The following is a 25173-nucleotide window of genomic DNA, read 5'->3' on the forward strand; positions in this document are numbered from 1 at the left end:
TCGCTTGACAGCGAAATTCGCTTCTCATACCCTAGGCAATTTGTAAGGCTCACTGATCAAAAAGTTTAAACGCAAATGGGAGAGAGTAATGGTTATGGAAAAGCGTGTCACCTCCGAAGTCGAGGACCAGACTCAGGGGAAGAAAACCTATGAAAAACCGCTTTTGGTTTCACGCGGAGATGTCGCAACTCTGACCCAAGCGGGGTTCAATGCCGGGTCCGACTCGAAAGCCACAGGTGAGTTGGTCCAGAGTTCTTGAGGCCGTTCCACTACCGGTTTCACGGCATCGAGGTAGAGAGCGATCTGAGTTTGGAACTCCCAAGCTTTGACCTACCTACATTGCCAACGAAGAAGTGTGTCCTTTCAATCGCAAAGCGTACCATCATGACCAAGGGGCTTCCCTGTATCTGGGAAAGCCCTTTTCGCTTTTCTGAAGGCCACCCACATGCGCGGCTCTTCCGCCATGGACATGCCCTCATCCTGGAATTGGGCAAAGTGGGCCTGTTCGAGTTCGAGGGCTCCCACATTTCGATGAATCTGGAACCCGGGGCGAGGCCCATTCCCTATATCTTGGGACGGGTGTTCGCCCTGTGGTTGGAGCTCAACGGTTTCGCCGTTCTTCACGGTTCGAGCCTGATTCACGGAAATCGAGCCTTCTGCCTGTTGGGTCACAGTGGCTCGGGCAAGTCGACCCTGAGCGCGGCCCTCAACCAGACTGGTTGCCCCCTGCTTTGCGACGACTTGATTCCCCTGACCCGGACCGATTCGGGCATCGTCATATACCCCGGTATTCCCCAATCCAGGATGTGGCCGGATACAGGTGAGCGATTCTTCGGCGAAGGGTTCAAGGCGTTTCCCTTGGTCCATCCCGAATTGACGAAGCGAAAAGTGCCGGCCATCGTCAATGACCGCAACCGCTTCAGCGAGCACCCCACCCAGTTGAGCACCTTGTTCCTACTGGAACGCCACGACGAAGATGGCGTGGAACTGGTGGATCTTCCCCCATCCAAAGCGCTGTTGGCTCTGATCGGGTTGAGCTTCGGCGTTGCGGAAACCGAGGCAGCCGGGCTGCAACCGACCCGCATGAAGCAATTGGCAGACGTAGTGGAGTGCGTGCGGGTCATGGAGATCCACTATCCGAGTGGGTTCGATCGGCTGGATCGGGTTACCGAGAAGATTAAGTCGGTGGTTTGAAGACCCCGGCTTTTTTGACGGCGGAAAACCCACTCATGACGGTGTAGGCCTCGTGGCCCTCGCCCCCGGAAATGAAGGCGGACCCGCTTTTCAGCCAGGCATGGGCCCGGAACTCGCGCTGATCGTCGCGAGTCACGCCGATAAACAGGGTCGCCGGCAAGCCGCGCCGGGACAACATCGCCTTGCCGGCCAGTGCCTGAGCCAGGCATTTGCAGTCCCAGGGAACGTTGCGGGACACCCGGCGCAAGGCTCGTTTCACAATCACGGCATCCTGGCCAACGTCTGCCGGTGCCCCGTCAACCTCGGTCTGGGCCACATCCTGACGAATGCCGAACAAGCGCAGCACCCATCGAAAGGGAAAGATCAGCAGGGAAAAGCGCGCAATGCCCAACCAACCGACCGCCTCGAGGCAGGCCCATCGCTCTTTCCAATCCAAATGCTTCCAAACACGAAACTTATCCATGATTTGGCACCACCCCCGCCACGTGCTCGAAATCAAGGGCAATCAGGGCAGGGCCGTTTCCTCGATCGGCGACAAAGCGGATTGGCTGGTCAACACCGCGTTGGCTTCACCCAAGCCATCCAACAGAATCCCCGTTGAGATGGCTTCGGGCAACAAGATCGGATCGCCCTGACCGGGATAGAACACGTAGAGCGGAACACCCGCACGATTGAAGCTCTGGATGAAGCGCGTGATCTCTTCGTCCTTGTTGGTGTAATCGACCTTGATGGTGACGACCTTGTGATCGGCGAACGCGGATCTGACCTTCTTGGTATTGATCACCAGCTTTTCGTTGGCTTTGCAGGTCAAACACCAACTGGCCGTGAAGTCGAGGAATACCAGACGGTTCTTCTTCCGAAAGTATTCGAGTGCATCGGGTGAGTAGGGAATCCAGGCTATTTTCTGTTCGGTCGTGACGCGCTGCTCCAGCGACTCGAAGAAGGACGGCGACGATCCATCCGCGGCCAGGGTCATGCCGCTCTCGAGCTCGCTCATGAGTTTCAGGCGCAAGGCTTCTTCCGACTCCAGACGACTGGCGAAGGGATCGCGAATGTCGAACACCACGAACATGCCGAGAAACACACTGATCGCCACGGCGAGGGAGCTCAACAACAGGCCCCCGCGGCGGCCGACGCCGTGGAAGGTCTGCCCGAAAATCCAACAGGCGAAGGCCAGACCCAGCAGTAAGGTCAGGGAACCCAGAACGCCATCTTTACCGGAAAGGTCGATCAGGATACTGAACAGCCATACGACGGTGCCCATCAACAAAAACCCCAGAAAGACCTTGAAGTACTCCATCCAGGGACCCGGCTTGGGCAGGAACCGAAGCAACGCGGGGAAATAACACAACATCAGGTAGGGAAACGCCAAACCGAAAGCGATGATCTGAAAGACCACCACAATGACCAACGGGGGTTGGGACAGGGCCCAAGCGTATGCGGAGCCCAAAAAGGGCGCCGTGCAGGGCGTGGACAACAGGGTCATCAACGCTCCCTGGAAAAAGGCCCCCTGTACCCCTTGCTTTTGAGACAGGCCGTACAAGGCGTCGCTGTTGGGCGCCTCGATGTGAAAGACCCCGAAAAAACTCAGCGCCATGATAAAGATCAAGGCGGACATACCGATGACGAAGGCCGGACTCTGGAATTGAAAGCCGATGCCCAACTCGGTTCCGGCGGCCTTGCCGGCCACGAAGAACAAGCTGAATACGAAGAAGCAGATCATGATGCCCAATGTGTAGACCCAGCCCAATTTGACCCGATGCCAGTAATTGCCGCCGGCTTCCTGAACCACCGCGAACACCTTGAGCGACAGGACCGGCAGAACACAGGGCATCAGGTTCAGGATCATGCCGCCGAGAAAGGCGATCAACAGGACATAGCGAAAGGAGTAGGCCATGATCCCCGTCGCCGCGGTCGGAGGCGCTTCCGCGACGGCGGGATCGTTCAGCGTCCCTACCGGAGCAAGTGATTTGGTGGCCGACACTTCCGGATACAGCGACAGTCGAGTGGGTTTCAAGGACGCGCCGCCGAAGTGGACGACGCCATTCAGGGCCAAATCGTCCGGAACGGATTCCTCGAACGGCTCGAATTCGAGATCGATGGTGATGGTTTTGCCCTTGGTCTCGACCTTGTAGTTCTTCAGTTCGGCGTAATCGGTGGCGAGCGGAAAGAATTTGACATCTTTGGACTTGGTTTTGGCGGGAAAGGCGTCGCTGCCATCGAGGGTCAGGGTGCCGCGCCAGGCGGTGGTTTCGAACGACCATTTGGTCGCGTAGGTAAAGGCGCTACCCTCTCCATGGGACTCGGGAATCAACTGCCGATATTTTTGGAAGATCTTTGCGTGGGCGGGTTTGGACTCGCCGACCTGCAGCGTGAGCGAGACTTCGGCGCGGCCGGGAATACAACTCTGTTTGCACTCCAGCCAATTGACACTGCCCTTGAGCTCGATGACCTTGGCGTCGCCGGAATAGGTGGCGCGCGCGATGAGCAGCGCTTCGTCGTCGAAGCCGTAGGTCACGTAACCCGCATCGTCCACGAAGCGTTTGGGAACGGGAAACTCCAGCGCACCGATCTCCAAACCGGGAACCGCTTCCAATTCCCACTTCGTAGGCAGTCCCGCAAACCCCGGGTTTTCCCAGTAAGTGTGCCAATGGTCTTTCATCTTCAAGTGGATACCCAAATGAAACGACTCGTCTTTTTGCACCGATTCTCGATCGGCGATGATGCGAGCCTCCACGTGCGATTGCGCGAGCAACGGCACCATGGTGAAGAGAAAGAGCCCGGCGAGAAATCTCATAGAAACACTCCTGAAGTGGGAAAACCAACGGCGGCGGTGCGGTCGAAATCAGTTTACACCAACTTGACCCGGGGTTCCGAAATCGGTTTTCTGCCGCTGAATCGCACTCGCAACAATGGCAGGGCACAAAAAGAGAACGGGGCGAAAACGAAAGCCGCCGTGCCCGGCCCATCGCAACGATTCAACCTTTGCACCTATTATACGGGTACAAACCGGCCAACATTCCGCGAAGATTCACGCAATGCGATCGCCTGAGGATTCAAGGTTGCCAAAAAGCCCGCAAAGGACCCAAGTCCAGCTTTGCCAACAATGGCTCCGCGTCTTCCGGCACCAAGCGTCGATCCACATCTATTCTCCCGAGTACGGGCACCTTTCCCCAATGAACCAAATCACGTTCGTTCTCGGGATGGCTTGGGCCGAACAACACGATTCCGAGGCACACGAGCTCGCGCGCTCGCAAGGCTTCGAGACTCAACAGGGTGTGATTCAAGGTCCCTAGACCGCTACGCGCGGCCAGGACGACCGGAAGATCCAGATGTGCGATGAGATCGATCACCAGTTCCCGATCGTTGAGCGGCACCATCAGCCCGCCGGCCCCTTCGACCACCAGTGGCGTATCGACCACGGGTATCTGAAATTCATCGAGGCACACGGCGACACCGTCTCGTTCGGCGGCTTGATTGGGCGACATGGGTTGGGTCAATCGGAATCGTTCCGGCAAAACCCGGTCCGGATCGATCCAACCAGAGAGCGTCTCGCTGTCTGTTCCGCCCTCGATCCCGGCTTGAACGGGCTTCCAATAAGCGGCGTTCAATGCTCGGGTCAAAAGGCAGGAAAGCAGGGTCTTGCCAACATCGGTATCTGTTCCTGTAACAAAAATCTTCATTAGCCAATCACCACTGTTTAAATATGTTGTCATCCAGAACGGATTACGGAGGCCTCAGAGATTGGCATCAGGGTCCGCCAGGATTTCGCGCAGGATCGCAACAAGTTTTTCGATCGTGACGGCGTCGTGGCCCGCATTGAACGCCACACGAAGTCGTGCGCTGCCCGGCGGCACCGTGGGTGGTCGAATCGCGCGAATGTCGAATCCGGCGGCTTGGAGTCGATCCGCGAGTGCGACGGCCCTTCGATCCGCACCCATCACGACGGGCACGATCTGGCTGTCGCTGTGCCCCATGTCGGCGAGACCCGCCAGACCCTCGCGGAATCGTCCCGCCGCGGCCAGCACGCGTTGGCGCCGCCAAGGTTCCCGAGCGATGACTTCGAGAGCCGCCAACAGTTGGATGGGTATCAGCGGTGGTAGCGCGGTGGTAAAAATAAAATTCCTGCATTGATTCACGAGTAGATCGCGAATCGGACGGGAGCAGGTGACGAAGGCGCCGAACCCGCCCCAGGCCTTGCCACAGGTGTGCACACAGATCAACGGCACGTCGAGGAGGCCCGCTTCCTCCAACAAACCGGCGCCCGTCGCACCGAAGACGCCGGTGGCGTGAGCTTCGTCCACGATCAGGTGAGCCTGGTAACGCGCCGCCAGCCAGGCCAGATCGGCCAGTGGCGCGCGGTCGCCGTCCATGCTGTAGAGCGACTCGATCAGGATGAAGCGTTTACCGCTCGTGGACCCTTCTTCCCGAAGCAGTTGCTCCAGATGATCGCAATCGTTGTGTCGAAAGGATACTCGCCTGGCCTTGCTCTGCCGCATCCCGTCGATCATGCTGGCGTGCACCAATTGGTCTGCGAATATCAGGTCACCGGCACCACACAAGGTGGCGATGACCCCGACATTGGCCTCGAACCCCGAGTTGAATATCAGTGCGGCCTCGGTGCGCTTGAAGGCGGCAAGCTCGGCCTCGGCTCGATCGTGCCATTCGGTGTTGCCGCGCAACAGACGCGAGCCTCCGGATCCCAAGGGAACTCCGTCACCCAGTGCCTCGATCAACCGCTCCCGTATCGCGGGATGGTCGGTGAGACCCAAATAGTCGTTGGAAGAAAAATCCAGCCCCGACCGCGGTCGAAGCTCTCGATGCCGCCCTTTGGCGGACAGCAACTCGAGCCGTTTCGTGGCGCGAGTCTCGAAATCCTTGCGCAGCAAGTTCAGAGACTCGCGCAATTCATCCCGCGAGGGCGCTTGGGTCATGGGCCCAGCCATCGGAAGAGGCCGTTACCCGACTCGAACGCGAATCGATCAAGCACCGACTTCGGTATGGCGATGGGAAGGAACGTCCGTCCCGGACATCGCTTCGACACCGACCGCCTCGAACAGCTTTTCATCGGTTTCCTCACCCGGATTGGGGGTGGTCAGAAGCTGATCCCCCGCAAAGATCGAGTTGGCACCGGCCATGAAACAAAGCATTTGTGCTTCGCGGGTCATGGTCAGGCGACCGGCACTCATGCGAACCATGGACTTCGGCATGATAATGCGCGCACTCGCGATCACGCGAACCAGGACCAAGGGATCCACCAGGTCGCGGTCGCCCATAGGCGTGCCCTCCACGGGCACGAGCGCGTTTACCGGAACACTTTCGGGATGGGGATCGAAGAAGGAAAGGCGCTGGAGAAACGCGATGTGATCTTCCCGCGTTTCACCCATGCCGACGATGCCGCCGGTACACATGGTGATGCCGGCCGAGCGAACGTTTTCGAGCGTGCGAATCCGGTCCTGGTATTGGCGTGTACCAATGACTTCGCCGTAATATTCCTCGGACGTATCGATGTTGTGATTGTAGGCGAACAAGCCGGCTTCCTTGAGCCGCTGGGCCTGCTCCTCGCTCAACATACCGAGGGTGCAGCATACTTCGAGGCCTTCGCCCCTGACGGCCTTGACCATTTCGATGACTTCGTCGAACTGCCTACCGTCTTTGACCTCGCGCCAGGCGGCGCCCATGCAGAAACGGGTGGAGCCGTTGGATTTGGCCTCTCTCGCCTTTTGCACCACCGTGGGCAGGGGCAACAGTTTTTCCGATTCGACGCCCGTGTTGTAACGAGCGGCTTGGGGGCAATAACCACAATCTTCCGGGCACCCGCCGGTCTTGATGGAGAGCAGGGTACATTTTTGCACCTTTAGGGGATCGTGGTGCTCGCGATGAACGGTCTGAGCGCGATACACCAGCTCCATCAGGGGAAGATCGTAGATTTCAGCGATCTCTTCTTTCGTCCAATCGCTCCGAATGGGGTTTGCATTTGCCATGAAAAGATTCCTCACTGATTTGCAACATTGATCGCGTGCAGCATCGCAACGGAAGATTCGGATGGTTATCCAAAAATCAGGGCCCATCCTACCTCGAAAACCCAAAAAGGTGGAAGCCCGGGCCGCGCTTTCTCACGAGCACCGGTCACGCCGGCACCGTCGGCACCCCATGGCAGGTTCATACATCGCGCAACGACTCGGCACGGCGGGACGGGCATGGGTTCGGGACATTATGGCACAAAAAGGGTGGTTGCCCACGCTTCACGGGAAGTGGATCGAACCCCCATGCCATGAGAATCGAAGCAGCGTAGCGACGAACCGCGATGCGACTCGGCCGCGGAATTTCGTGAGGCATTTAGGTCCGTCCACATACATATAAGTTTGGAAGTTCCGTAGGGTGGTCGCGAACTCGTTTTTCTGGCATCATCGTACAGAAGTTGTTCCAAACCACGACCCTGCAATCCCCACCCGCCACGGTTCGGCTAACTTTTCGAGCATTTCGACCGATACGACTCAATAAAGCGGCAGGTCCCGATTTCTACGTGCGTTCACAAATCGCAACCTGAATTACGACGGCGACCCCAGTCACACGTTCCAGTCATCCATTCCCCCACCCTCGTGAATCGGTTGTTCCTTCGGAATTTCCGGTACATGCCATCTCCCCGAGGTCGAAGTCTCCCATGTCCGCCATCATGATCGGTACCGGAAAACGAAAGCACGTGGAAGAATTGCTCCAGTACTTCAAAGACTTGGAGAAAAAAGGGGAATTGAAGATTCTCGCAATTCGCCGCACCACCAAGCGGGTGATGTTGCTTCCCTATGATGAGCTGAAAATCCTGTTCGATCGCGATGGCGATCAAGACCTGGAAATGGATCCCAAGCTCGTGCGCTCCCTCGGTTATGCGGGAATCGGAAGAAAGGACGTGATCATCGCCAAGATGCAGTCGCTCAAAGTCGACGATCCCTTGATCAAGTTCAACCTCATGAACGTCGCGGCCAATTTCCAAAAGCGCGGCGGGCAGATCAAGATCCAGGAAAAGGTGGATGACTCGCGCGTGCGCAAACTCTATTATTGCGATATCGCTCTGGCCGGTCCCATCAAATTGGTGTTCACCTTTCGCGACCTGCTGATTTCGGGTGAATTCGTGGATCCGGAATCCATCGAATACTTCATCTAACTGCCGTGGCGGTAGGCGAAAGGTATTCCTCTGCCAGGAAAATTCACGGTCTCCGCTGATCGAGATCGAAATCCGGACAAAGAAAAAGCCGGTTGGATCGTCAGCCCCCGACAATCCAACCGGCTCTCACTCAGACTAGAAGAACCGAGGCATCAATCCTCGTCTTCTTCACGCCCCCCATTGAAATCACCATGTAACCAGATCCGTTTCATCCACTTGGAGAAACGGTCCATATCGACCAAGTAGGCCTTGTACTGTTCATCTTTCCAGACGCCGTATTCTTCTTTGGGATTCTCACAGCGACGAACCTGATAGCGGATTTGATGCGTGGAGAAAGGAATCTTTTCGCAGACATCCGTCAGGTAAAAACGGCCGCTCTGACCCAACAAAGTGTTTCCGTCCCAATCTTTGTCAACCATGGAAATTTTCGGCAATCGATGTGCGCGGTAGTAAGGCGCGAATTTTTTCATACGTACTTGCCAATGCGTCCAGGTTTTGCGGATACCCATGACATCCCAGGGATCCAGTCCCTTTTTCTCGATGGAGCGAGCCTCTTTCTTGAACTCAGAAGAATGCACCTGAAGCTTCTGAGCGACATCTTTAAGGAAGAAGATGCCTTCCTGACCGAGGAGCTCTTCCTCGTCCCACTCCGGCTTAACCGTCATGAGTCTCATCTCGTCATCATTAAAAATCTTTTCAACTGACTCTTTTGCTTGGTCTTGGTCCATTACAGAATGTTCTTGCACCATTTCATTACCCCTTCACAATGAACTCTACGGAATATATTAGAACATTTTCTCGATTTTAACAAACAAACTTTTTTACCTCCGGAGGCCTTACCCGAAAATTAGAGCCAGAAATCAATACGCAAACCCACGTAGGTTCACACCTCGCCTAGAAAACGTAAAACCGCATTTAACGCGTAAATTCCATCAAATCAACTGGTTATTCTTTCGCCTGGTGTCATGGTCTCGACGCGGCAAGGCCTGATGGCCCCCAGATTTGCGCCAGCCGGCATCGGAAAAAAAAATTTGTTTTTTTTCGATTTCGGGGTTCCGATTCCCGTTTTCGGGCTCGAATTCCTCCTCCTCCGGGCCCGATCGCGTCGTGCCGAAGCGGGGTCCACCCGCTCGACCCACATATCGCGCCATCGGCGTCGCAAAGGTCCCCATCGTAGGGGCCGACGCCGGCGGGGAATGGTTTCTCGCGAATCGCCCCTCGACGCCCTCCGTTTTCGGCTGACATCGACCCGAGGGGACGACTCGTCGCTCGAATGGACCCATTTATGTAAGGAGTCCTCTTTAAGGATTGGAAATCGAGCCGATAAGGCAAGGGGCAGCGACCCTGGCGCCATGGGAGGAACCTCGGACGGAGCCCTTCCAGGACGGCCGAATGCTCTTGGTCCGGCGAGGGTACATCCCCCTCCGACGAGCCGAACGCATCCTCGACCCATTCGAAAACGGCCGATCGATCATCAGCGCTCGGGCAACCCGCCACGGCACCGATTCAAAACAAAAAAAGCCAATAGAATTACTTGCTTAGCAAACCAGCAGGCATTTGGTAAGATCAGCATCGATATTCCCTGTTCCGGAGGCTTCCATGAAGGACCATATGCCGTCTATCGACACATCCGGCATTGACGAGCTCAAGGAAATCAAAGAAGAGCAAGATCTCATACAGACCCGCCTCGAGAAAATGGAGTCCATGAAAGAAAAGGTATCCGAGGCGGTATATAAAAAAGTTCGTTCCGATTACGCCACTCGCTTGGATGAACTGGCCATGGCCGCGGACCCGAAGAAAAGAGATGTCCGCGAAGAATATAAGAAGCTCAAAGTAGCCATGGAGGAACTGGAGCGGGCCAAAGATCAATTCAGCCTCGAAAAGGAAGAACTCACCTTCCGCCACGAATTGGGTGAGTTCGATGACGACTTCTACGATTCGGAAGTCAAAGACCTCGATCAGAACCTAACGGAAAAGCAGGCGGAGCTCGAGGACGCCAATCAAATGCGGGAGTTGTTCCTCAGCGTCTTTGATTCGGAAGAAGATTTGGAAGCCTTCGAACCGGAACCCGAGCCCGAACCGGAACCCGAGCCCGAACCGGAACCCGAGCCCGAACCGGAACCGGAACCCGAGGTCGCGGAGGATGAGGACGAAGAGGGCAGCGACCTTTTGGAAACGGACGAGGACGAGGACGAAGATCTGCTCGAAGAGTCCGACTGGTCTGAAGACGGACACGATCCGGCCAACGACGAGACCATGTTGGTCGCACCACCGCCTCTCGACCAGCCTCCCGCGGAAACCGAAACGGTCGAGGAAACGGAAACGGGTTTGGAAGATCTACCGGCTGACGAAGGCCATGAAGAAAGCCAACCCTTCGACCCGGCGCTGTTGGATGATGGCAGTCACGAAGACGTGAACGAGCAGTCGGTATCGGATCCGCTGGAGCACTCGGACCTGGGAGAGGAGTTGGAGGAATTCGACGATTCCATCGACACGGGTCCCGTGGCGCCACCGCCTTTCGTGGAAGACGTCGCCCCACCCACCGTCCCCGAACCGGTGGCACCACCGCCGATCATGCCGCCACCGGTGGACGCGCCACCGATCACTCCGCCACCCGTCCCCTCGCAGGCGCAGTCGACGGTTTTGATGGATCGCGATATCGTGGATTCGGGTGAGGCCGAAAAAGAAGAGGATCCCGAAGGGACCATGCTGATTTCGAACCCCAAGATCACGGCACTCAACAATGCCATCGAGGGGCAGGTCGTCATCCTGGGCATGGGCACCACCAGCGTCGGCCGATCCCCGGATAACGACATCCACCTCACCGAAGACCGCGTTTCGAGAAAGCACGCACAAGTTGCCTTTGGCCCAGGCGGTTACGCACTCTACGATCTCAACTCCGAGAACGGGACCTACGTCAACGGCAACCGCATTCGCGAACATTTTCTTTCGGATGGCGATATCATCATGATCGGAACCTACAAGTTTCTCTACCGGGATCACTGAGTTCCCGGTCGGGGAGGCCTTCCGGATTTCACCGACAACGAACGACAGCTTCGCACGCAGACCAAACCGGAGGCGGAATTTCTTCCGCGGCGACATCGGCAAAAAGAGCCCCAGGGTCCTTTTTGCCGATCTTGGTTTAGTGTGCACGATGAAAGGAAGCCGATTGCGCCATCTCACGAACCTTCAATCATTCATCTCGCTGTTGCGGCAAGAGGGAGAGCTCCTCGAAATCGATGAGCCCCTGAGCCCGAAATTGGTCATCCCCGAAATTCAACGGCGCGTCGTGGCACGCAAAGGACCGGCGCTGCTGTTCAACAAGGTGGAAGGCTCTCCCTTTCCCGTCGCCACCAATTTGTTCGGGAGCCAAAAGCGCATCGATCTGGCCTTCGGGGGCGACCCGGGCACCTTCATTCGCGACTTGGTTCACGTGGCAGAGAACATGCTCCCCCCCAAGGGGTTGGGGCAGATCTGGAGCCTCCGCCACTTGGCCATGAAGGCTCTGAAAATCGGATTGAAAACCCATCGCAAGGGCCCGCTCGTCGCCAACCGCCTGGAGTCGCTCACCGACTTGCCGGCACTCACCTCATGGCCCGAGGACGGCGGACCTTTCGTCACCCTGCCCCTCGTCTACACCGAACACCCCGAGACCGGCAAAGGGAACCTGGGGATGTATCGCGTGCAGATCCAGGGCCCACGCCAAGCCGGTATGCACATCCAGATTCACCGCGGTGGCGGAAACCACTATTTCGCGGCCGAAAAAAAAGGCCAGGGCCTTCCCGCGGCCGTGTTGATCGGTGGGCCGCCGGCCCTGACGCTGGCATCCATCGCCCCCCTGCCGGAAGACGTGCCGGAGCTGATCTTCGCCTCCCTGCTTCTCGGAAAAAAGCTGGACATCATTCGAAACAAGTCGCTGGCGGAAATCCCGCTGGTCGCGGAAGCCGACTTCTGCATCTACGGGCGAATCCCGCCAAAGGCTCGAGCCCCGGAAGGCCCGTTTGGCGATCACTACGGCTACTACTCCCTGCAACACGACTACCCTTTCCTGGAAGTGGAGCACATCTACCATCGCCCCGGCGCGATTTTCCCGGCCACGGTCGTCGGCCGCCCTCCCCAGGAAGATCACTACATCGCGCTCTATCTGCAGGAGCTCTTTTCACCGCTGTTCCCACTGGTCATGAAGGGCGTGAAGGACGTATTCGCCTACGAGGAATCGGGCGTCCACTCGCTGGCCGGAGCGATCGTTTCGGAACGCTATCACAAGGAAGCCTTCACCTGCTGCATGCGCGTGCTCGGCGAAGGCCAGCTTTCCCTATCGAAAGTCCTGATGGCCACGGAGGCCCCGCTGGACCTGCGCGATTTTCGCCCGTTCCTGGAGCACATCCTGGCTCGCTGCGATTTCCGCACGGACCTCCACATCCTGGCCAACATCTCCCAGGACACGCTGGATTACACCGGACCCGAGGTCAACAAGGGCTCTAAGGCGGTGTTCCTGGGGCTCGGCGAGAAAAAATTCGAATTGGCGACCGAGGTCCCGGGCTCTCTCTCCAACCCGGACTTCGGCGAACCCCATCTATTTTGTCCCGGGGTCCTGGTGGTCAAGGGTCCCGCCTACGAACAGGACCGCGAGGCGCCCAATCGACTGCTCGCCCTGCCGGAAATCCAGAAATACCGCTGGGTGGTCCTACACGACGATCCCAAGGATGCGGCCGCTTCCGATCACGACTTCCTGTGGCACATTTTCACGCGGTTCGAACCGGCGGGCGACATTTACGCCAAGAACCGGGTGGTTCGTCACCACGTGGTCTTCGAAGCGCCGCTGGTCATCGATTGCCGGATGAAACCCGGCTACCCCAAGGTACTGGAGCCGGATGGAGAAACGACGGCCGCGGTCGACGCCGTCTGGGACAAGTTGGGATTGGATTGATGGAGCGCCCCCCAAGCGAAGCGCCGATGCCGTTTCGATGGCTGAGCATTCCGCCGGCGTGGCTTTTCGGGGGCCTGGTCGCACTCAAGAACCTTTTGTACGACAAGGGCGTCCTGCCCGTTCATCGCCTGGACCGACCCGTCATTTCCGTGGGCAATCTCGCCATGGGCGGCACCGGAAAGACCCCGGTCACCTCGGAGCTGGTGGGCCGCCTGGAGCAGGGCGGCCTGAAAGTCGCCGTGCTCAGCCGCGGTTACGGGCGCCGCGACCCGAAAGCGACCCATCGCGTCGATCCGGACGGCGATTGGACCCTCTATGGCGACGAACCGACCATGCTGGCCCGGCGCCATCGGTCCTGCTGGGTCTGCGTGGGCCCCAGCCGGCGCGAAGCGGCCCAGGCGGCGTCCTCCTTCGAACCGGACATCTTTGTCGTGGACGATGGGTTCCAACATCGGCAACTCCACCGCGATCTTGACCTCGTGTTACTCAACGCGACCGGACCGTTACCGGCGCTGTTTCCCCTGGCGCATTACCGCGAGGGGTGGCGCGGATTGGCCCGTGCCGACGCGGCCATCCTGACGCGCGCATCCCAAAGCGGGTCGCCGCAAACATGGATGACCCAGATTCGGGCCAGGTATCCGAAGCTCCCAGTCCACGACCTAGATTTTCAACCCGGCGAGCTAGTCCCCTTGGAGAAGGGCCCGCACCGTCCCCTCTCGGATCTCGCGGGAAAACGAATCGCAGCCTACACCGGTATCGCGAAACCCCAACTTTTTTTCCGACAACTTGAAGACTTGGGCGCAGAAATCGTCGTAAAATACGCGTTAAAAGATCACGAGCCACTCACAAATCACCACCGCGATCGGTTCTTGGAATCTTGTCGCCAAGCGGACGCAATGTGGATCCTGACCACGGAGAAGGATGCGGTCAAACTTGATCCCAAAAGGGGGTTTGGTGTATCGTTGTTCTTTCTCACACAGATTGTATCCTGGGGAGACAAAAGGACCCTAGACTCACTATTAAAACCTTTCGTTGACTAAGGGAAAATAATGACCAAAAAGCTGTTGGCACGTCTAAACGAAGACTTGAAAGAATTAGAAATTGAACTCAAGAGTAAATTGCCGGAAGAAATCAAAAAAGCGGCCGCGCTGGGCGATCTCTCCGAGAACGCAGAGTACGAAGCGGCTCTCGACCGCCAGCGATTGCTACAATCCAAATATCGCTCGCTCAAGAATCGGATCAATGAAATCGCTCAGGTCGATGTTTCCCGGTTGCCCAAGGATCAAGTAGGCTATGGCGCGATTGTCACCGTTTTCGATGTCGACACGGAGAAGGAAATCACCTATCAACTGGTCATGCCCGAAGATGCAGACGCCAAAGTCAGCCGCATTTCCATTAGCTCACCGATTGGAAAATCCTTGATGGGCAAACGTGTCGACGACGAAGTTCGGGTCGCCATTCCATCCGGCTCGAAGACGTTCGAAATCGTGGAGATCACGCCCTACGCCGCTACGGAAATGAACCTCTAGCTCGCGCCCATCCGGAAACAGCGATCTTTGGAAAGAGAACTCCTGAACCGTCCTGGCTCCCATGCTGCGTGGTCTCAGCCGTCAGGTTTCAGCCAATCACCTAGAAAACAAACGTATTACGGACACCTGACGCCTGAGACCCGATCCCGTGCCCATCCCGCCATGCCGCTTGGGTAGCCGCAACGATATCGTTTCCGGATGGGCACCAACGCGTGTTTTCGAGCACATAGGTCGGGCGCCACATGTTACGAACCGATTACGATTACCTGATTCAAGAGCGGGTTTTGGTAATTGAAGGCAACATGACCGCGGAGTTGTCCAGGCGAAGCCGCGCGAGAATCGTACATCCCGCCTTTCACATTCTCGAACACCCCGACCTGGTTCGTTCGATCCACCAAGATTTCGCGGTTTCCGGCGCCCACGTACTGGTAACGGCTACCGCCGAGTCCAATCGGTTGGCGCTCGAGGGCGAGCCTTTGCGCGCCGAATACGAGGCCATCAACCGCAAGGCCTGTGAGATCTGTCGTGCTGCCGCAAGCGCCCAACAGCTCGTCCTGGGTGGCCTGGGTCCGACCGGCGCGTTATTGCGCCCCTACGGGCGCCTCACGGAAAAAGACTACCGCGACATATACAAGGATCAGGCATCCCTACTGCTGGATGCCGAAGTGGCCGGTTTCATCCTCGAGGGCTTCAGCAGCCTCATCGAAGCCGAACAATGCGTCCTGGCGCTTCGCGAATTGTCGGCGTGCCCGATCGTCGCCTGCATGACGTTCCTCGAAGACGGCTGCACCCAATTCGGCGACAACGTGGACGACTGTTTTTCGACGCTGATGGAGGTGGGCGCCGACACCGTGGGCATTCAGGGCACCCTCGGCCCATTGGAAATAGAAGGCATCCTGGCACAGAAGAAAACGAACTACCCATTGTGCGTGCGTCCCAATGCGGGGTATCCCGTGCATCTGGGCAACACCGTTTCCTACCTGAGCTCGCCGGAATACGTGGCAGAGTGCGCGGAACTCTTCCTCAGCCAGGGCGCCGTGATGGTAGGCGGCGCGGCGGGATTCACCCCGGACCACATTCGCGCCGTGGCCGACCGGGTTCGCGGTTCCTTTCCCCAAGTGGCAAAGAAAGGATCCTCGGTCGTGGCCTCGACCGCACCGGACGCCTCCGACACCCCGCGGCACGCAACTCGGAACGGCCCCTCGCTCTGCGAGAAACTCGGCAAACAGCCGATTCTCTCGGTGGAGTTGGAGCCACCCCGGGGCATGGAAATCGAATCGCTGATCGCCACGATCGAAAAGCTCAAACCCTACGGTTTGGACGCCATCAACATCCCCGAAAATCCGCTGGCGCGAGCCCGTATCTCTTCCATCGCGCTGGCGAAAGTCATCCGCGAACGCACCCAGGTCGAATCCATCGCCCACATCACCTGTCGCGACCGCAACCTCATCAGCCTGCAGGCGGAGCTTCTGGGTGCGCACGTTTTGGGGGTCCGAGCCATTCTGGCCCTCACCGGCGATCCGGCCCGAATCGGCGACTACCCTTCGGCAACCTCCATCTTCGACGTGAACAGCCTGGGATTGGTGGAAATCATGTCGCGCATGAACCTGGGCAAAGACTTCGGCATGAACGACCTCGGGGAACCGACCCGATTCCAGATCGGTGTCGCCGCCAATCCGCTGGCGGAAAATCTCGATGAAGAGATGCGCTATTTGGAAATGAAAATCCGTCGCGGCGCTCACTTCGTGCAGACCCAGCCGATCTTCGATCCCGCCGCCGTGGCACCTTTCCTCCAGCGAATCGCACCCTACGAAGTGCCCGTCCTGTTCGGAGTCATGCTCGTGCGCGATTTCCGGCACGCCAAGTTTCTCAACAACGAATACCCGGGCATCCACATCCGCGAGGCCGACATGGCGCGCTTCCAAAACGCGGACGAATCACAACAAGCGGAGCTCGGTATTCGTTTCGCCGCGGAGCTGATCAACGAACTGCGACCCATGTCCGGCGGTGTCTACGTGATGCCTTCGTTTGGCGAAGCTCATCGACTCGAGGGGGTATTCGAAAAACTCGATTGAGCCGAGGCATTCGCGATGTGAGGTGGAATCAGGGCTCTTCTTCGGTATCCGAGGGACGCGCCGTGCCAGGTGGCAGCCCATTCTTGAGGCGCTTGATAAACTCGCTTTGATCCATGCCTTCGAGTTCGAGAATGCGCATACCCACCAAGTAAAAAGGATCCTCTCCCTTGCGGCAGTGAGCGACCTTGCAACGACAAAAAATCAATCCCTCGAAACCGGGGAACTCGAAATGCAAACTGACCTTGGTACCTCGCGGGATTTCGGACGGGAACTCACACAACATGCCACCCGCACTGATATCCAGCAAGGCAATTGGTTCGGTTTCCCAATCTTTGCACCACCAAACCAACGTGTCGGCGGGAAAACGGATGTAACGCCGCCGACAGGTACCCGCTTGACTAGATGTCATAAGCCCCCCTTGGTCTCGAAGGCATCCGATAAAAAGGCGTGCCAGTTAGTCATTATAACACCGGGCACGCCTTTCACTGTGCTGTGAATTACGATTTGATTTGCCGGGAGCGAATTTCCGAAAACAAGCAAAACTTTTCAAATTCACATAATTCCGCCCTCTTCCGTGACTCCCGCTCTAGTCCTCAAACATCGAATTCACGAACTCCTGACTATTGAAGGCCAGCAGGTGATCCACCCCCTCACCGACGCCGATGTATTGAATCGGCAGTTGAAGCTCCTGGGCGATGGCGACGGCGATCCCGCCTTTGGCGGTACCGTCCAGCTTCGTGACGATCAGGTCGGTCACCCCGATCTTGGAAGCGAATTCCTTGGCTTGCAGCAAACCGTTCTGACCCGTTACCGCATCGAGGATGAGCAGTACGTGATGCGGCGCATCGGGGAAGGAGCGTTCGATGATTCGCCGGATCTTGCCGAGCTCGTTCATCAGGTTGGGATTGTTGTGAAGCCGTCCGGCGGTATCCACCAGCAGAATATCCGAACCCGTATGCTTGACGCGCTCCAAGGCGTCGAACACGACCGCGGCGGGGTCCTTGGATTCGGGCTTCAACACGATGTCGACATCGGCGCGCTCGGCCCAGATTTGAAGCTGCTCGACAGCCGCGGCACGGAACGTGTCGGCAGCACAAACGGTCACCGACTTCCCTTCTCGTTGCCACAAGCGCGCAAGTTTGCCGATCGTGGTCGTCTTCCCTACACCGTTGACGCCGATGACAAGAATCACAGTGGGGTCACGATCGATGTTAAAGCCTTCATTTGGAATGTCGTCAAGAATCGTTTGAAGCTCTTTTTTAAGGTGAATCTTCAACTCTTCGCCATTTTTCAGCGTCTTTCGGCTTACTTCAAGACGAACCTTCTCGATGATATCCAGGGAGGTCTGTACACCGATATCGGTGCTGATCAACAACTCCTCGAGCTCTTCGAGCAGGTCTTCGTCAATCTGCTTGGTCGCCAAAAAGAGACGGTTGATACCGCCCGAAATCTTCTCGCGCGTGCCCTTGAGGCCGTCTTTCAGTTTCTGCAGCCAACCGCGCTTGGGTTTGTCTTCGTCGGTTTCACTTTCGGGCTGTTCCTCTTGGCTCTCTTCCTTGTCTTTGTCCTTCCGGCGGAAAAAACCGAATCGGGACTTCTTCTCTTCACCGGCGTCCTCGTCTTCCCCTTCCTCGGCAATCTTCTCTTCGCCGGTGCTCTCGTCTTCACCTTGCTCGACAGCCGTCACCTCACGAGGAGCGGTTTCGACGGTTTCCGGAGAATCCGGAGCCGCGACTTCCGCCGCTTCGCTGGCCTCGGCGGAATCTTGTGATTCCGTCGGGATCGCCGGTGCGGCGGCGGGGCTTGGCGAAGCTTCCAGCGCGGGGGACTCCATCGGTTGGGCTGGTGACGTCACGGCCGGGGCAGCCGGGGCGGGCGCGATGGTTTCGGTATCCAGGCCAGCACCGGGCACCTGGTCCATTTCGGGTTCGGGAGCCACTTCGGAGGAGCTCTCATCCGTCGGAACTTCGGGCGACATTTCGGAGGCGGCATCCTCTTCTTTCTTGCGTCGGAAAAGCCCAAACAGGCGGCCACCGGACTCCGACTCTTCAAGGTCTTCAGGCTCGGCGGTCACTTCCGGTTCGGGATGCTCCAAGGTATCCGTCGCCGAATCCTTCTTCCGAGAGAACTTGGAAAAGAACCCACCCTTTTCCTTCTCATTTTCCTGGGGCTTATCCTTCTTCCGAAAAGAGAAGAAACCCTTCTTGGGTTCTTTGGTCATGAGAATGAATCTCCCTCAATTATTGAACTCAAAATATTTCTTGATTGAATTTCGCCGCCAGTTCCTCCAAGTGCCGTTTGAGTTGATAGCGCTGGGTCAGATCATTGCAAATGACGGTGATGCTGTAAAACTGAGACAACCGCACCGCCATGATGACTTTGTCCTCGTACTTGAGCTCCATGAACGTGGGTGAGTCGGCGAATTCACGCCACCGAAAAACCTGCATCAGGATCGGCAGCTTGGCACCGGCAAGTTTAACATCAAAAGGCACCATGTTCGGTGCCTCGAATAGAATGGATTCCCCGTCGGGATCGGCAAAAATCAATCCCTCGATGCAGGGAAAAGCGTTGACGGACTTGCTGAATTCGGCATGAAAATCCATTTAGTTCAGTGCTTTCCTTCGCTTCATCTCGATGTATCGCAACATTTCCTGGGTAGGCTTATCGATGACGGGCGGGGGGAACAGAATGGAGACTTGAGCCAGGTAGGTCTTGGCCTGGTCATAGCGTTTGAGTTTGAACAGCGCGTGGCCGATCTCGTAGAGCACGCTCACGTCGTTGGTGAAGCCCGGTTCGGCCTTTTGATAGAAGTAGAGTGCGTGGTCGTAATCGCCATTTTGTTTGTAGATGTCGGCAAGGGCGATATAGGCCCGATAGAAGCTGGGATCGATCTGTACCACTTTTTGAAAGGCGGCGACGGCCTCGGTCAGGCGATCCTGACGGCGCATGGCCAGGCCCAGGTTGAAGTAGGGGAATTGGGGCTGCCCATAGTTTTTGTCGCGAATGACCTTCTTCAAGACCTCGACCGCTTCGATGTAGCGCTCTTGATCGATGTACACCGACCCCAGGAGATTGTAGGATTCCGAGTGGTTCGGGTTGATCGCCAGTGCCCTGTTCAGTTCCGACTCGGCTTCTTCCAGTTGACCGTTCATGGAGAAGGCCAGGCCCAGACCGTGGCGATATCGAAAGTTGGTGTCATCCTGATTGACCGCGGTTTCCAGGTGCTGAATGGCTTGAAGGACCTCGTTGTTGTTGAGGTAGTTCACGCCAATTTTGTAGTTTTTGAGTGCTTCCTGATAATTGTATTCGGCTTCGGCCTTCTCGATTTCGGCCTGTGTCTGTTTCTTAGGTCCACAACTGATCGTGGTCAGGGCCAAAACCGTCGTCAAAACAAGCGCGATTCTCATAGAACAAACTCCATCCATCCAGGGCGCGGCCGCTGATTTCGAGCGTAAAAGCCGTTCGCGAAAGCCCTACTCTGCCTTATTTTCCAGTTATAGCCAAAAGTCTTCCGTAGACAAAGACCAAATCGGGAGATCGTAACCGGTATCGTGTGAAATCGTGCACGAAAAGGGGCGCCCACGCAAATCGGGACCTTCATCGGCGCTTGATCACGCGATACACATTGACCTTCTCACTGATACCCTTGAGCTGGATGGCACCCAGGTTCTGACAGACGAAGTCATCCTTGACGGCCAGATAGGTGGCCTCGCCGATCACGACCTGACCGGCCTTACAGGCCATGGATTCGATGCGCGAAGCCATGTTCACCGTATTGCCGAGAACCGTGTACTCCATCCGTTTGATCGAGCCGATGTCGCCCGCGACCGCCCGGCCCGTGTTGATGCCGATACGGATGGCGAACCGCTCGTCTTCGGCCCGGTGCAAATTCAACTCGTTCAATTCTTCCAACATATCCAGAGCGGTGCGCACCGCGCGATCGGGATGGTCCACCATGTTGTTGGGCGCACCGAAGATCGCCATGATGGCGTCGCCGATATACTTGTCCAGTGTCCCTTCGTATTTGAAAAGGATTTCGGTCATCGCCGAAAAATACTCGTTCAACAACTCCGCGATCCGGTTGGGCGGCATGCGCTCCGACATGGGCGTAAATCCCACGATATCGGCGAACAGAATGGTGACGTCCCGTTCCTGGACCTTGAGATTGTAATCCTCGATGGGACTGGAACCCGAAGAGATATTGCGCAGAATCCGATTCACGATGCTGGGTGAGTGATACCGCTCCAAACGTTCCCGAATCGAGGTCTCGCGCTGGATTTTCTCGTTGAGCTGGGCCTGCTCGATACCGACGGCGGCAAAGTTGGCCATGGCCGTCAGGAGGTCGAGTTCACTGGGCCCGAAAATGGCCGCCGACGTCGGCGAATCGAGGTACAGGATCCCGATGGTTTTTTCTTTATGGAACAGGGGGACACACATCGCCGACTTGATTCCCAGGAACCGAATCGATTCACCGGCCGAAAAACGCGGATCGACTTGAGCGTCCGTCGTAAGGATCGCCATGTTGTCGTTCAACGCCTTTTCGGCAATGGTCCTCGAGATTTCGATGTTGTCGGATTCGCCCGGTTCGCGATGGCGAACCACCTTCGGCACCAGTTGGGTGGACTGATCCTTCAACATCAGGAATCCTCGATCGGCAGGCAGATTCTCGAAAATGAGATCCATGAGTTTTCCGATGATTTCGTCAACCGAATTGACGGCGATCAAGGCCTCGGCCACCTTGATCAAAACGGTCATGATGCGGCGTCCCTCGGTTTCCTGAGGCGCCTTGCTGGCAATGATGTCTTGGAAATCGTTGACGCGACGAATGATGGTACCCGCTTCTTCGTGAAGCTCTTTCTGATCGGACAACAGGACCATCTGATCGGAGGCCTTGGGATCGCGCTCTTCCAGACCCCTGGCCATCCCTTCTTCGGCGAAGATGAGCTGGAACTCGGCAATCAGGATCTCGTCACCGGCCGAAAGCTGGGCCTTCTTTATATAGATGTTGTTGACGCGCGTCCCGTTCTTGGATTTGAGATCGATAATATACGGCTTGCCACCTTCGATGACGACCTGGCAATGGTGACGCGAGATGCCCGGCTGATTGAGAACCAAATGGCAATCAGGCGCGCGCCCGATGGTGATTTCCCGCTCGCCGATGGGGAAGACGCGTTCCCGGCCATCGACCGTATACCGCAGGACAAACGACATGCCGGTTCCTCACAAGAAAAATCTCACTCATGCTAGCATAGATGACCCTCATTTGCCAGCCGACGCCAGCCGCGGCCGAGGAGCGATTCATGACGCTCAATCCGTCGACCCTTCGCTGCACGACATGCACAACCCCTTTACTCAAAAAAACTTATTCGGGCACCCTGGGCAACATGTCCGCGCTCACCTGTCACGCCTGCAAGGCCTCATTCCCCATAAAAAACGGGGTTCCCCACTTTTTGGAGACCCGTGCACCGGAGCGCGCCCAACTGGAAACCGTCGACGGCGCCTGCATGGTGGCGGGCTATCGGCGTCCCAATCCGTTGATGCACGCCCTGCGGCGCGTGGTCAGCTCGGAGTACTTCCCCGGCAAGTCCTGGCGCGCAGCCAAAACACGAACCCTGGAAAACCCCGGCACCAAATTGATCCTCGGTAGCGGCGTCACCCGCTATCTCGATGCGGTACACCTGGACCTGGACGACTTTCCCGGGGTGGACATCGTCGGCGACGCCCACGTGCTTCCCTTCGTAGACGACGTTTTTTCCGGCCTGGTCTGCGAAGTGGTCCTGGAACACGTCGCGGATCCCAAACGCGTCATCGCCGAAAGCTTCCGTGTCCTCCAGCCAGGTGGCCTGGCGTTCTTCATCGTGCCCTTCCTGTTTCCGTTTCACGGCCATCCCAGCGACTTCCAGCGCTGGTCGCGCGAAGGCCTCGCGCGCGAATTCGAAGCGTTCGAAGACGTGGAGGTCGGCATTCACGGCGGTCCCTGCTCTTCGATGGTCAACCTGCTCAGCGAATGGGGATACGTGATGAGTGGTCTTCGCTTTCCGCGTGGTTACACGCTGATCAAGGGCGGCCTGACGGGACTCCTCTTTCCGATCAAGTTCATGGATCTGCTGGTCAACCGGTTTCCCGAGGCCCATCGACTGGCATCGACCCTGTTCATCATCGCAACGAAGCCCCAAACATGAAAAAACCTCCCGTACGAGGGAGGTCGTGTACTGGAAAAAGCGGTACCGCAAACGACGATCGAGCCAGGTCCCCCGCCATAACACGCGAAACGGGGACAACCCGGGAACATGAAGTCGAGATCGACCGGCATCGATTCACGAAAGACGGAACGGGATTCAGGCGATCAATTCGAGAATGCGGCTTTCGTTCAAACCGGCCGCTTGAGCATCGCTGGCCGTTTGCTGATCGCCGGAAATGAGGCCCGTGGATTCACCGGTGAGGCGCTCCGCCTCTTCGGCATCCACTTCGGACTGCGCTTCACGCCGTTGAGCGGCCAATTGCGCGCGATCGCCGGTAGCCCTGGCATTGGTGGTTCCGGCGTTGGTGTAAACGGGTGCGCCCTCTTCCGGCGCCGAGGCACTGAAGGTATCCGACGTGGCGGCGCTGCCCCCGGCACCTTTGTTCTGACTGGAACCTTCACTCTTGGAAACGTTGGAATTCAACCTACCGCTTTGGGTATTGGAAGGGTTGTTGAGAGATCCAGGTTCGATCATCGTTGACCTCCATGTCGCTGACGACAAGCTTGGGATGGTTGTTCCAGTACATTGTTCGCTCGCTCAAGGGAAGCGAGATATGGAATTTGACTCAATCATTATAAGTCCCCGAAAAGGGAATAGTCAAAATCCCAACCGGACTTTTTATCGCTTTCAAAAATAATGACGCAAGTACACCACATTTCTCCTGCGATAGGCCCAGGTTTTTGTCCCGACCCCCATCCAGCTCACAAAGAAAAAGGTTTTCCAACTTTTTTTCCTTTTCGCCTTAATATCTCTCTCGTAATACCCGATGGATCCCTTTAGAATCTTTGACGAATACGCCATTGGTGTCTTCGAATCCGGGTTCGGTCCCGTGACCACGTCAAAACCTCGCGCCTCTCGGCCGGAACGACGCCGGGCAGGCCGCGTGCTTCGAGTGTGAACATGGCTCTTTCCTCCATTTCGCTTTCCACCATCTCCGGCGGCTCCACCTTTCAGCGGAGCACCATCGGTGCCGGACAGGAAACGACCAACAACTCGAGCGGTCAAATTGGTGCGGTCAACGATATCTACCGAACCAATCAGGATCGGGAGAACGACGGTCGGCAATCTTCACCCCTCGGCGGTGAAGATGATTCGGTGTCCCTCAGCCCGGAAGCGCTGGCTCGCGGCGAGCAAGAGGAGGACGCGTCTCCGGAAGCGACCCGCACGACCCCCGGCCGGGCACCTGAAGCGGTAGACGATACCGAAGCCGCCGACGACGCGGAAACCGCGAACGAGACCCCAGAAGAGACCGAAGCGCCGGAAGAAGAATCCGAAAGCCCCGGTGAACTGTCCGAATCCGAACAAGAGCTCGTGCGAGACCTGAAAGCGCGTGATCTCGAAGTGCGCGCCCACGAACAGGCCCACCTGGCGGCCGCGGGCGACCTGGCGCTCGGCGGCCCCCGATACGATTACCAACGCGGCCCTGACGGCAGACGGTACGCCGTCGGCGGCAGTGTAGAGATCGACACCTCACCGGTGCCCAACGATCCCGAGGCGACCATTCAAAAGGCCACTCGCATCAAACGGGCGGCTCTGGCCCCGCAAGAGCCCAGCTCCACCGATCGCAGCGTCGCGTCCCGGGCCGATGCCATGAAAGCCGAGGCCCGCCAGCAATTAGCGGCGGAGAGACGCGAAGAGGCCCAACAGAGCGCCCCCTCCCAGAATCCAGTCCCCGTGAATACCGCCCCCGCCCGGCCCGAACCGGATGAAGAAGGCGGGATCGGCATCCAGGCAAGTGAAAGCCAGAGCGCTATCGGCGCCATCGGAGCAACGGGTAACGACACGCCGTCAAGCGGTCCGGCCACCTCGAACATTTCGAATATCGGTGGCCTCAGCGGCCTGAACCCCGCCGCGGAAACGCCATCGGGCATCTATTCGGCCCAAGGCCGCAACGTTCAGACGCCTGGCTCGCTCCTATCTCTGGTAGGTTGATGCCTTCACACCCATCGAGGTCTTTGCCTGACGTGGCTCGATTCTCTCGAATCGACGCATCATCGGCGCGAAAACATCCCCGTCGCCGGACGGTCCTGCACCTGGAGTT

Annotated in this window: 22 protein-coding genes; 10 read left to right on the top strand and 12 right to left on the bottom strand. The window is 57.4% G+C overall.

Translation table 11 applies throughout. The features are described 5' to 3' along the window. Positions 1–94: 94 nt before the first annotated feature. Positions 95–259 (top strand): lasso RiPP family leader peptide-containing protein, encoded by a 165-nt coding sequence (locus J3U87_RS35255; RefSeq protein WP_420038298.1) that lies wholly within the window; start codon positions 95–97, stop codon positions 257–259. 125 nt (positions 260–384) lie between these two features. After that, positions 385–1194, top strand: a complete 810-nt coding sequence (locus J3U87_RS10230; RefSeq protein ID WP_237382947.1) for a hypothetical protein — start codon at positions 385–387, stop codon at positions 1192–1194. Here the strand turns inward: J3U87_RS10230 and J3U87_RS10235 are convergent. From J3U87_RS10235 to bioB, 5 genes are all read right to left on the bottom strand, one after another. Next, positions 1178–1657 carry a lasso peptide biosynthesis B2 protein gene (locus J3U87_RS10235; protein WP_237382948.1) on the bottom strand — a complete coding sequence of 160 codons (480 nt, stop codon included), beginning with the start codon at positions 1655–1657 and terminating at the stop codon, positions 1178–1180. The genes J3U87_RS10230 and J3U87_RS10235 overlap by 17 nt on opposite strands. Positions 1658–1699: 42 nt before the next feature. Further along, positions 1700–3991 carry a protein-disulfide reductase DsbD family protein gene (locus J3U87_RS10240; protein ID WP_237382949.1) on the bottom strand — a complete coding sequence of 764 codons (2292 nt, stop codon included), beginning with the start codon at positions 3989–3991 and terminating at the stop codon, positions 1700–1702. Positions 3992–4250: 259 nt separating this feature from the next. Beyond that, complete coding sequence (bioD, locus tag J3U87_RS10245) at positions 4251–4877, bottom strand: dethiobiotin synthase (RefSeq protein WP_237382950.1); 627 nt, start codon at positions 4875–4877, stop codon at positions 4251–4253. A gap of 54 nt (positions 4878–4931) precedes the next feature. Next, entirely contained in the window at positions 4932–6128 is a 1197-nt protein-coding gene (locus tag J3U87_RS10250) for an aminotransferase class I/II-fold pyridoxal phosphate-dependent enzyme (protein ID WP_237382951.1), read from the bottom strand. A gap of 48 nt (positions 6129–6176) precedes the next feature. Next, a complete protein-coding gene (bioB, locus tag J3U87_RS10255) occupies positions 6177–7178 on the bottom strand; it encodes a biotin synthase BioB (protein ID WP_237382952.1) in 1002 nt (333 codons plus the stop codon). Between the two features lie 680 nt (positions 7179–7858). Between bioB and J3U87_RS10260 the strand changes: the two genes are divergently transcribed. After that, positions 7859–8356 carry a hypothetical protein gene (locus J3U87_RS10260; RefSeq protein WP_237382953.1) on the top strand — a complete coding sequence of 166 codons (498 nt, stop codon included), beginning with the start codon at positions 7859–7861 and terminating at the stop codon, positions 8354–8356. Between the two features lie 152 nt (positions 8357–8508). Here the strand turns inward: J3U87_RS10260 and J3U87_RS10265 are convergent, their stop codons facing one another. Next, the gene (locus J3U87_RS10265; protein ID WP_237382954.1) at positions 8509–9105 is read right to left on the bottom strand and encodes a hypothetical protein; all 597 of its coding nucleotides are present in this window, start codon (positions 9103–9105) and stop codon (positions 8509–8511) included. 850 nt (positions 9106–9955) lie between these two features. Here J3U87_RS10265 and J3U87_RS10270 point away from each other — a divergent pair. The 5 genes from J3U87_RS10270 to J3U87_RS10290 all read left to right on the top strand — a co-directional run bounded on the left by J3U87_RS10270 (position 9956) and on the right by J3U87_RS10290 (position 16890). After that, positions 9956–11362: an FHA domain-containing protein gene (locus J3U87_RS10270; protein WP_237382955.1), complete on the top strand. Its 1407-nt coding sequence runs from the start codon at positions 9956–9958 to the stop codon at positions 11360–11362. 163 nt (positions 11363–11525) lie between these two features. Next, complete coding sequence (locus J3U87_RS10275) at positions 11526–13286, top strand: UbiD family decarboxylase (RefSeq protein ID WP_237382956.1); 1761 nt, start codon at positions 11526–11528, stop codon at positions 13284–13286. Then, entirely contained in the window at positions 13286–14326 is a 1041-nt protein-coding gene (gene lpxK / locus J3U87_RS10280; RefSeq protein ID WP_237382957.1) for a tetraacyldisaccharide 4'-kinase, read from the top strand. Before J3U87_RS10275 ends, lpxK begins: the two co-directional genes overlap by 1 nt. A gap of 9 nt (positions 14327–14335) precedes the next feature. After that, complete coding sequence (locus J3U87_RS10285; RefSeq protein ID WP_237382958.1) at positions 14336–14815, top strand: GreA/GreB family elongation factor; 480 nt, start codon at positions 14336–14338, stop codon at positions 14813–14815. 242 nt (positions 14816–15057) lie between these two features. Then, complete coding sequence (locus tag J3U87_RS10290; protein ID WP_237382959.1) at positions 15058–16890, top strand: bifunctional homocysteine S-methyltransferase/methylenetetrahydrofolate reductase; 1833 nt, start codon at positions 15058–15060, stop codon at positions 16888–16890. A 28-nt stretch (positions 16891–16918) separates the two neighbouring features. Here the strand turns inward: J3U87_RS10290 and J3U87_RS10295 are convergent, their stop codons facing one another. The 5 genes from J3U87_RS10295 to J3U87_RS10315 all read right to left on the bottom strand — a co-directional run bounded on the left by J3U87_RS10295 (position 16919) and on the right by J3U87_RS10315 (position 22101). Further along, complete coding sequence (locus tag J3U87_RS10295) at positions 16919–17299, bottom strand: PilZ domain-containing protein (protein ID WP_237382960.1); 381 nt, start codon at positions 17297–17299, stop codon at positions 16919–16921. 177 nt (positions 17300–17476) lie between these two features. Beyond that, positions 17477–18985, bottom strand: coding sequence for a signal recognition particle-docking protein FtsY (gene ftsY, locus J3U87_RS10300; protein WP_237382961.1), 1509 nt, complete (start codon positions 18983–18985; stop codon positions 17477–17479). A 154-nt stretch (positions 18986–19139) separates the two neighbouring features. Continuing rightward, complete coding sequence (locus J3U87_RS10305; RefSeq protein WP_237382962.1) at positions 19140–19493, bottom strand: hypothetical protein; 354 nt, start codon at positions 19491–19493, stop codon at positions 19140–19142. After that, positions 19494–20297, bottom strand: coding sequence for a tetratricopeptide repeat protein (locus J3U87_RS10310; protein ID WP_237382963.1), 804 nt, complete (start codon positions 20295–20297; stop codon positions 19494–19496). 190 nt (positions 20298–20487) lie between these two features. Then, positions 20488–22101 (bottom strand): adenylate/guanylate cyclase domain-containing protein, encoded by a 1614-nt coding sequence (locus J3U87_RS10315; RefSeq protein WP_237382964.1) that lies wholly within the window; start codon positions 22099–22101, stop codon positions 20488–20490. A gap of 89 nt (positions 22102–22190) precedes the next feature. Here J3U87_RS10315 and J3U87_RS10320 point away from each other — a divergent pair, with 89 nt between their 5' ends. Next, on the top strand, positions 22191–23072 hold the full coding sequence (locus J3U87_RS10320; RefSeq protein ID WP_237382965.1) for a class I SAM-dependent methyltransferase: 882 nt from the start codon (positions 22191–22193) through the stop codon (positions 23070–23072). Between the two features lie 156 nt (positions 23073–23228). Here the strand turns inward: J3U87_RS10320 and J3U87_RS10325 are convergent, their stop codons facing one another. Then, the gene (locus J3U87_RS10325) at positions 23229–23606 is read right to left on the bottom strand and encodes a hypothetical protein (protein ID WP_237382966.1); all 378 of its coding nucleotides are present in this window, start codon (positions 23604–23606) and stop codon (positions 23229–23231) included. A 426-nt stretch (positions 23607–24032) separates the two neighbouring features. On the opposite strand from J3U87_RS10325, the gene J3U87_RS10330 reads away from it, so the two are divergent. Continuing rightward, complete coding sequence (locus J3U87_RS10330) at positions 24033–25064, top strand: putative metalloprotease CJM1_0395 family protein (RefSeq protein ID WP_237382967.1); 1032 nt, start codon at positions 24033–24035, stop codon at positions 25062–25064. The last annotated feature ends 109 nt before the right edge of the window (positions 25065–25173 follow it).

Source organism: Sulfidibacter corallicola, from assembly GCF_017498545.1.
GTDB classification, from domain to species: Bacteria; Acidobacteriota; Holophagae; order Acanthopleuribacterales; family Acanthopleuribacteraceae; genus Sulfidibacter; species Sulfidibacter corallicola.

Bases quoted from the DNA above. Each gene is read 5' to 3' on its own strand.
- J3U87_RS35255 (WP_420038298.1), top strand. From the start codon at position 95: ATGGAAAAGCGTGTCACCTCCGAAGTCGAGGACCAGACTCAGGGGAAG.
- J3U87_RS10230 (WP_237382947.1), top strand. From the start codon at position 385: ATGACCAAGGGGCTTCCCTGTATCTGGGAAAGCCCTTTTCGCTTTTCT.
- J3U87_RS10235 (WP_237382948.1), bottom strand. From the start codon at position 1,657: ATGGATAAGTTTCGTGTTTGGAAGCATTTGGATTGGAAAGAGCGATGG.
- J3U87_RS10240 (WP_237382949.1), bottom strand. From the start codon at position 3,991: ATGAGATTTCTCGCCGGGCTCTTTCTCTTCACCATGGTGCCGTTGCTC.
- bioD (WP_237382950.1), bottom strand. From the start codon at position 4,877: ATGAAGATTTTTGTTACAGGAACAGATACCGATGTTGGCAAGACCCTG.
- J3U87_RS10250 (WP_237382951.1), bottom strand. From the start codon at position 6,128: ATGACCCAAGCGCCCTCGCGGGATGAATTGCGCGAGTCTCTGAACTTG.
- bioB (WP_237382952.1), bottom strand. From the start codon at position 7,178: ATGGCAAATGCAAACCCCATTCGGAGCGATTGGACGAAAGAAGAGATC.
- J3U87_RS10260 (WP_237382953.1), top strand. From the start codon at position 7,859: ATGTCCGCCATCATGATCGGTACCGGAAAACGAAAGCACGTGGAAGAA.
- J3U87_RS10265 (WP_237382954.1), bottom strand. From the start codon at position 9,105: ATGGTGCAAGAACATTCTGTAATGGACCAAGACCAAGCAAAAGAGTCA.
- J3U87_RS10270 (WP_237382955.1), top strand. From the start codon at position 9,956: ATGAAGGACCATATGCCGTCTATCGACACATCCGGCATTGACGAGCTC.
- lpxK (WP_237382957.1), top strand. From the start codon at position 13,286: ATGGAGCGCCCCCCAAGCGAAGCGCCGATGCCGTTTCGATGGCTGAGC.
- J3U87_RS10285 (WP_237382958.1), top strand. From the start codon at position 14,336: ATGACCAAAAAGCTGTTGGCACGTCTAAACGAAGACTTGAAAGAATTA.
- J3U87_RS10290 (WP_237382959.1), top strand. From the start codon at position 15,058: ATGTTACGAACCGATTACGATTACCTGATTCAAGAGCGGGTTTTGGTA.
- J3U87_RS10295 (WP_237382960.1), bottom strand. From the start codon at position 17,299: ATGACATCTAGTCAAGCGGGTACCTGTCGGCGGCGTTACATCCGTTTT.
- J3U87_RS10305 (WP_237382962.1), bottom strand. From the start codon at position 19,493: ATGGATTTTCATGCCGAATTCAGCAAGTCCGTCAACGCTTTTCCCTGC.
- J3U87_RS10310 (WP_237382963.1), bottom strand. From the start codon at position 20,297: ATGAGAATCGCGCTTGTTTTGACGACGGTTTTGGCCCTGACCACGATC.
- J3U87_RS10315 (WP_237382964.1), bottom strand. From the start codon at position 22,101: ATGTCGTTTGTCCTGCGGTATACGGTCGATGGCCGGGAACGCGTCTTC.
- J3U87_RS10320 (WP_237382965.1), top strand. From the start codon at position 22,191: ATGACGCTCAATCCGTCGACCCTTCGCTGCACGACATGCACAACCCCT.
- J3U87_RS10325 (WP_237382966.1), bottom strand. From the start codon at position 23,606: ATGATCGAACCTGGATCTCTCAACAACCCTTCCAATACCCAAAGCGGT.
- J3U87_RS10330 (WP_237382967.1), top strand. From the start codon at position 24,033: ATGGCTCTTTCCTCCATTTCGCTTTCCACCATCTCCGGCGGCTCCACC.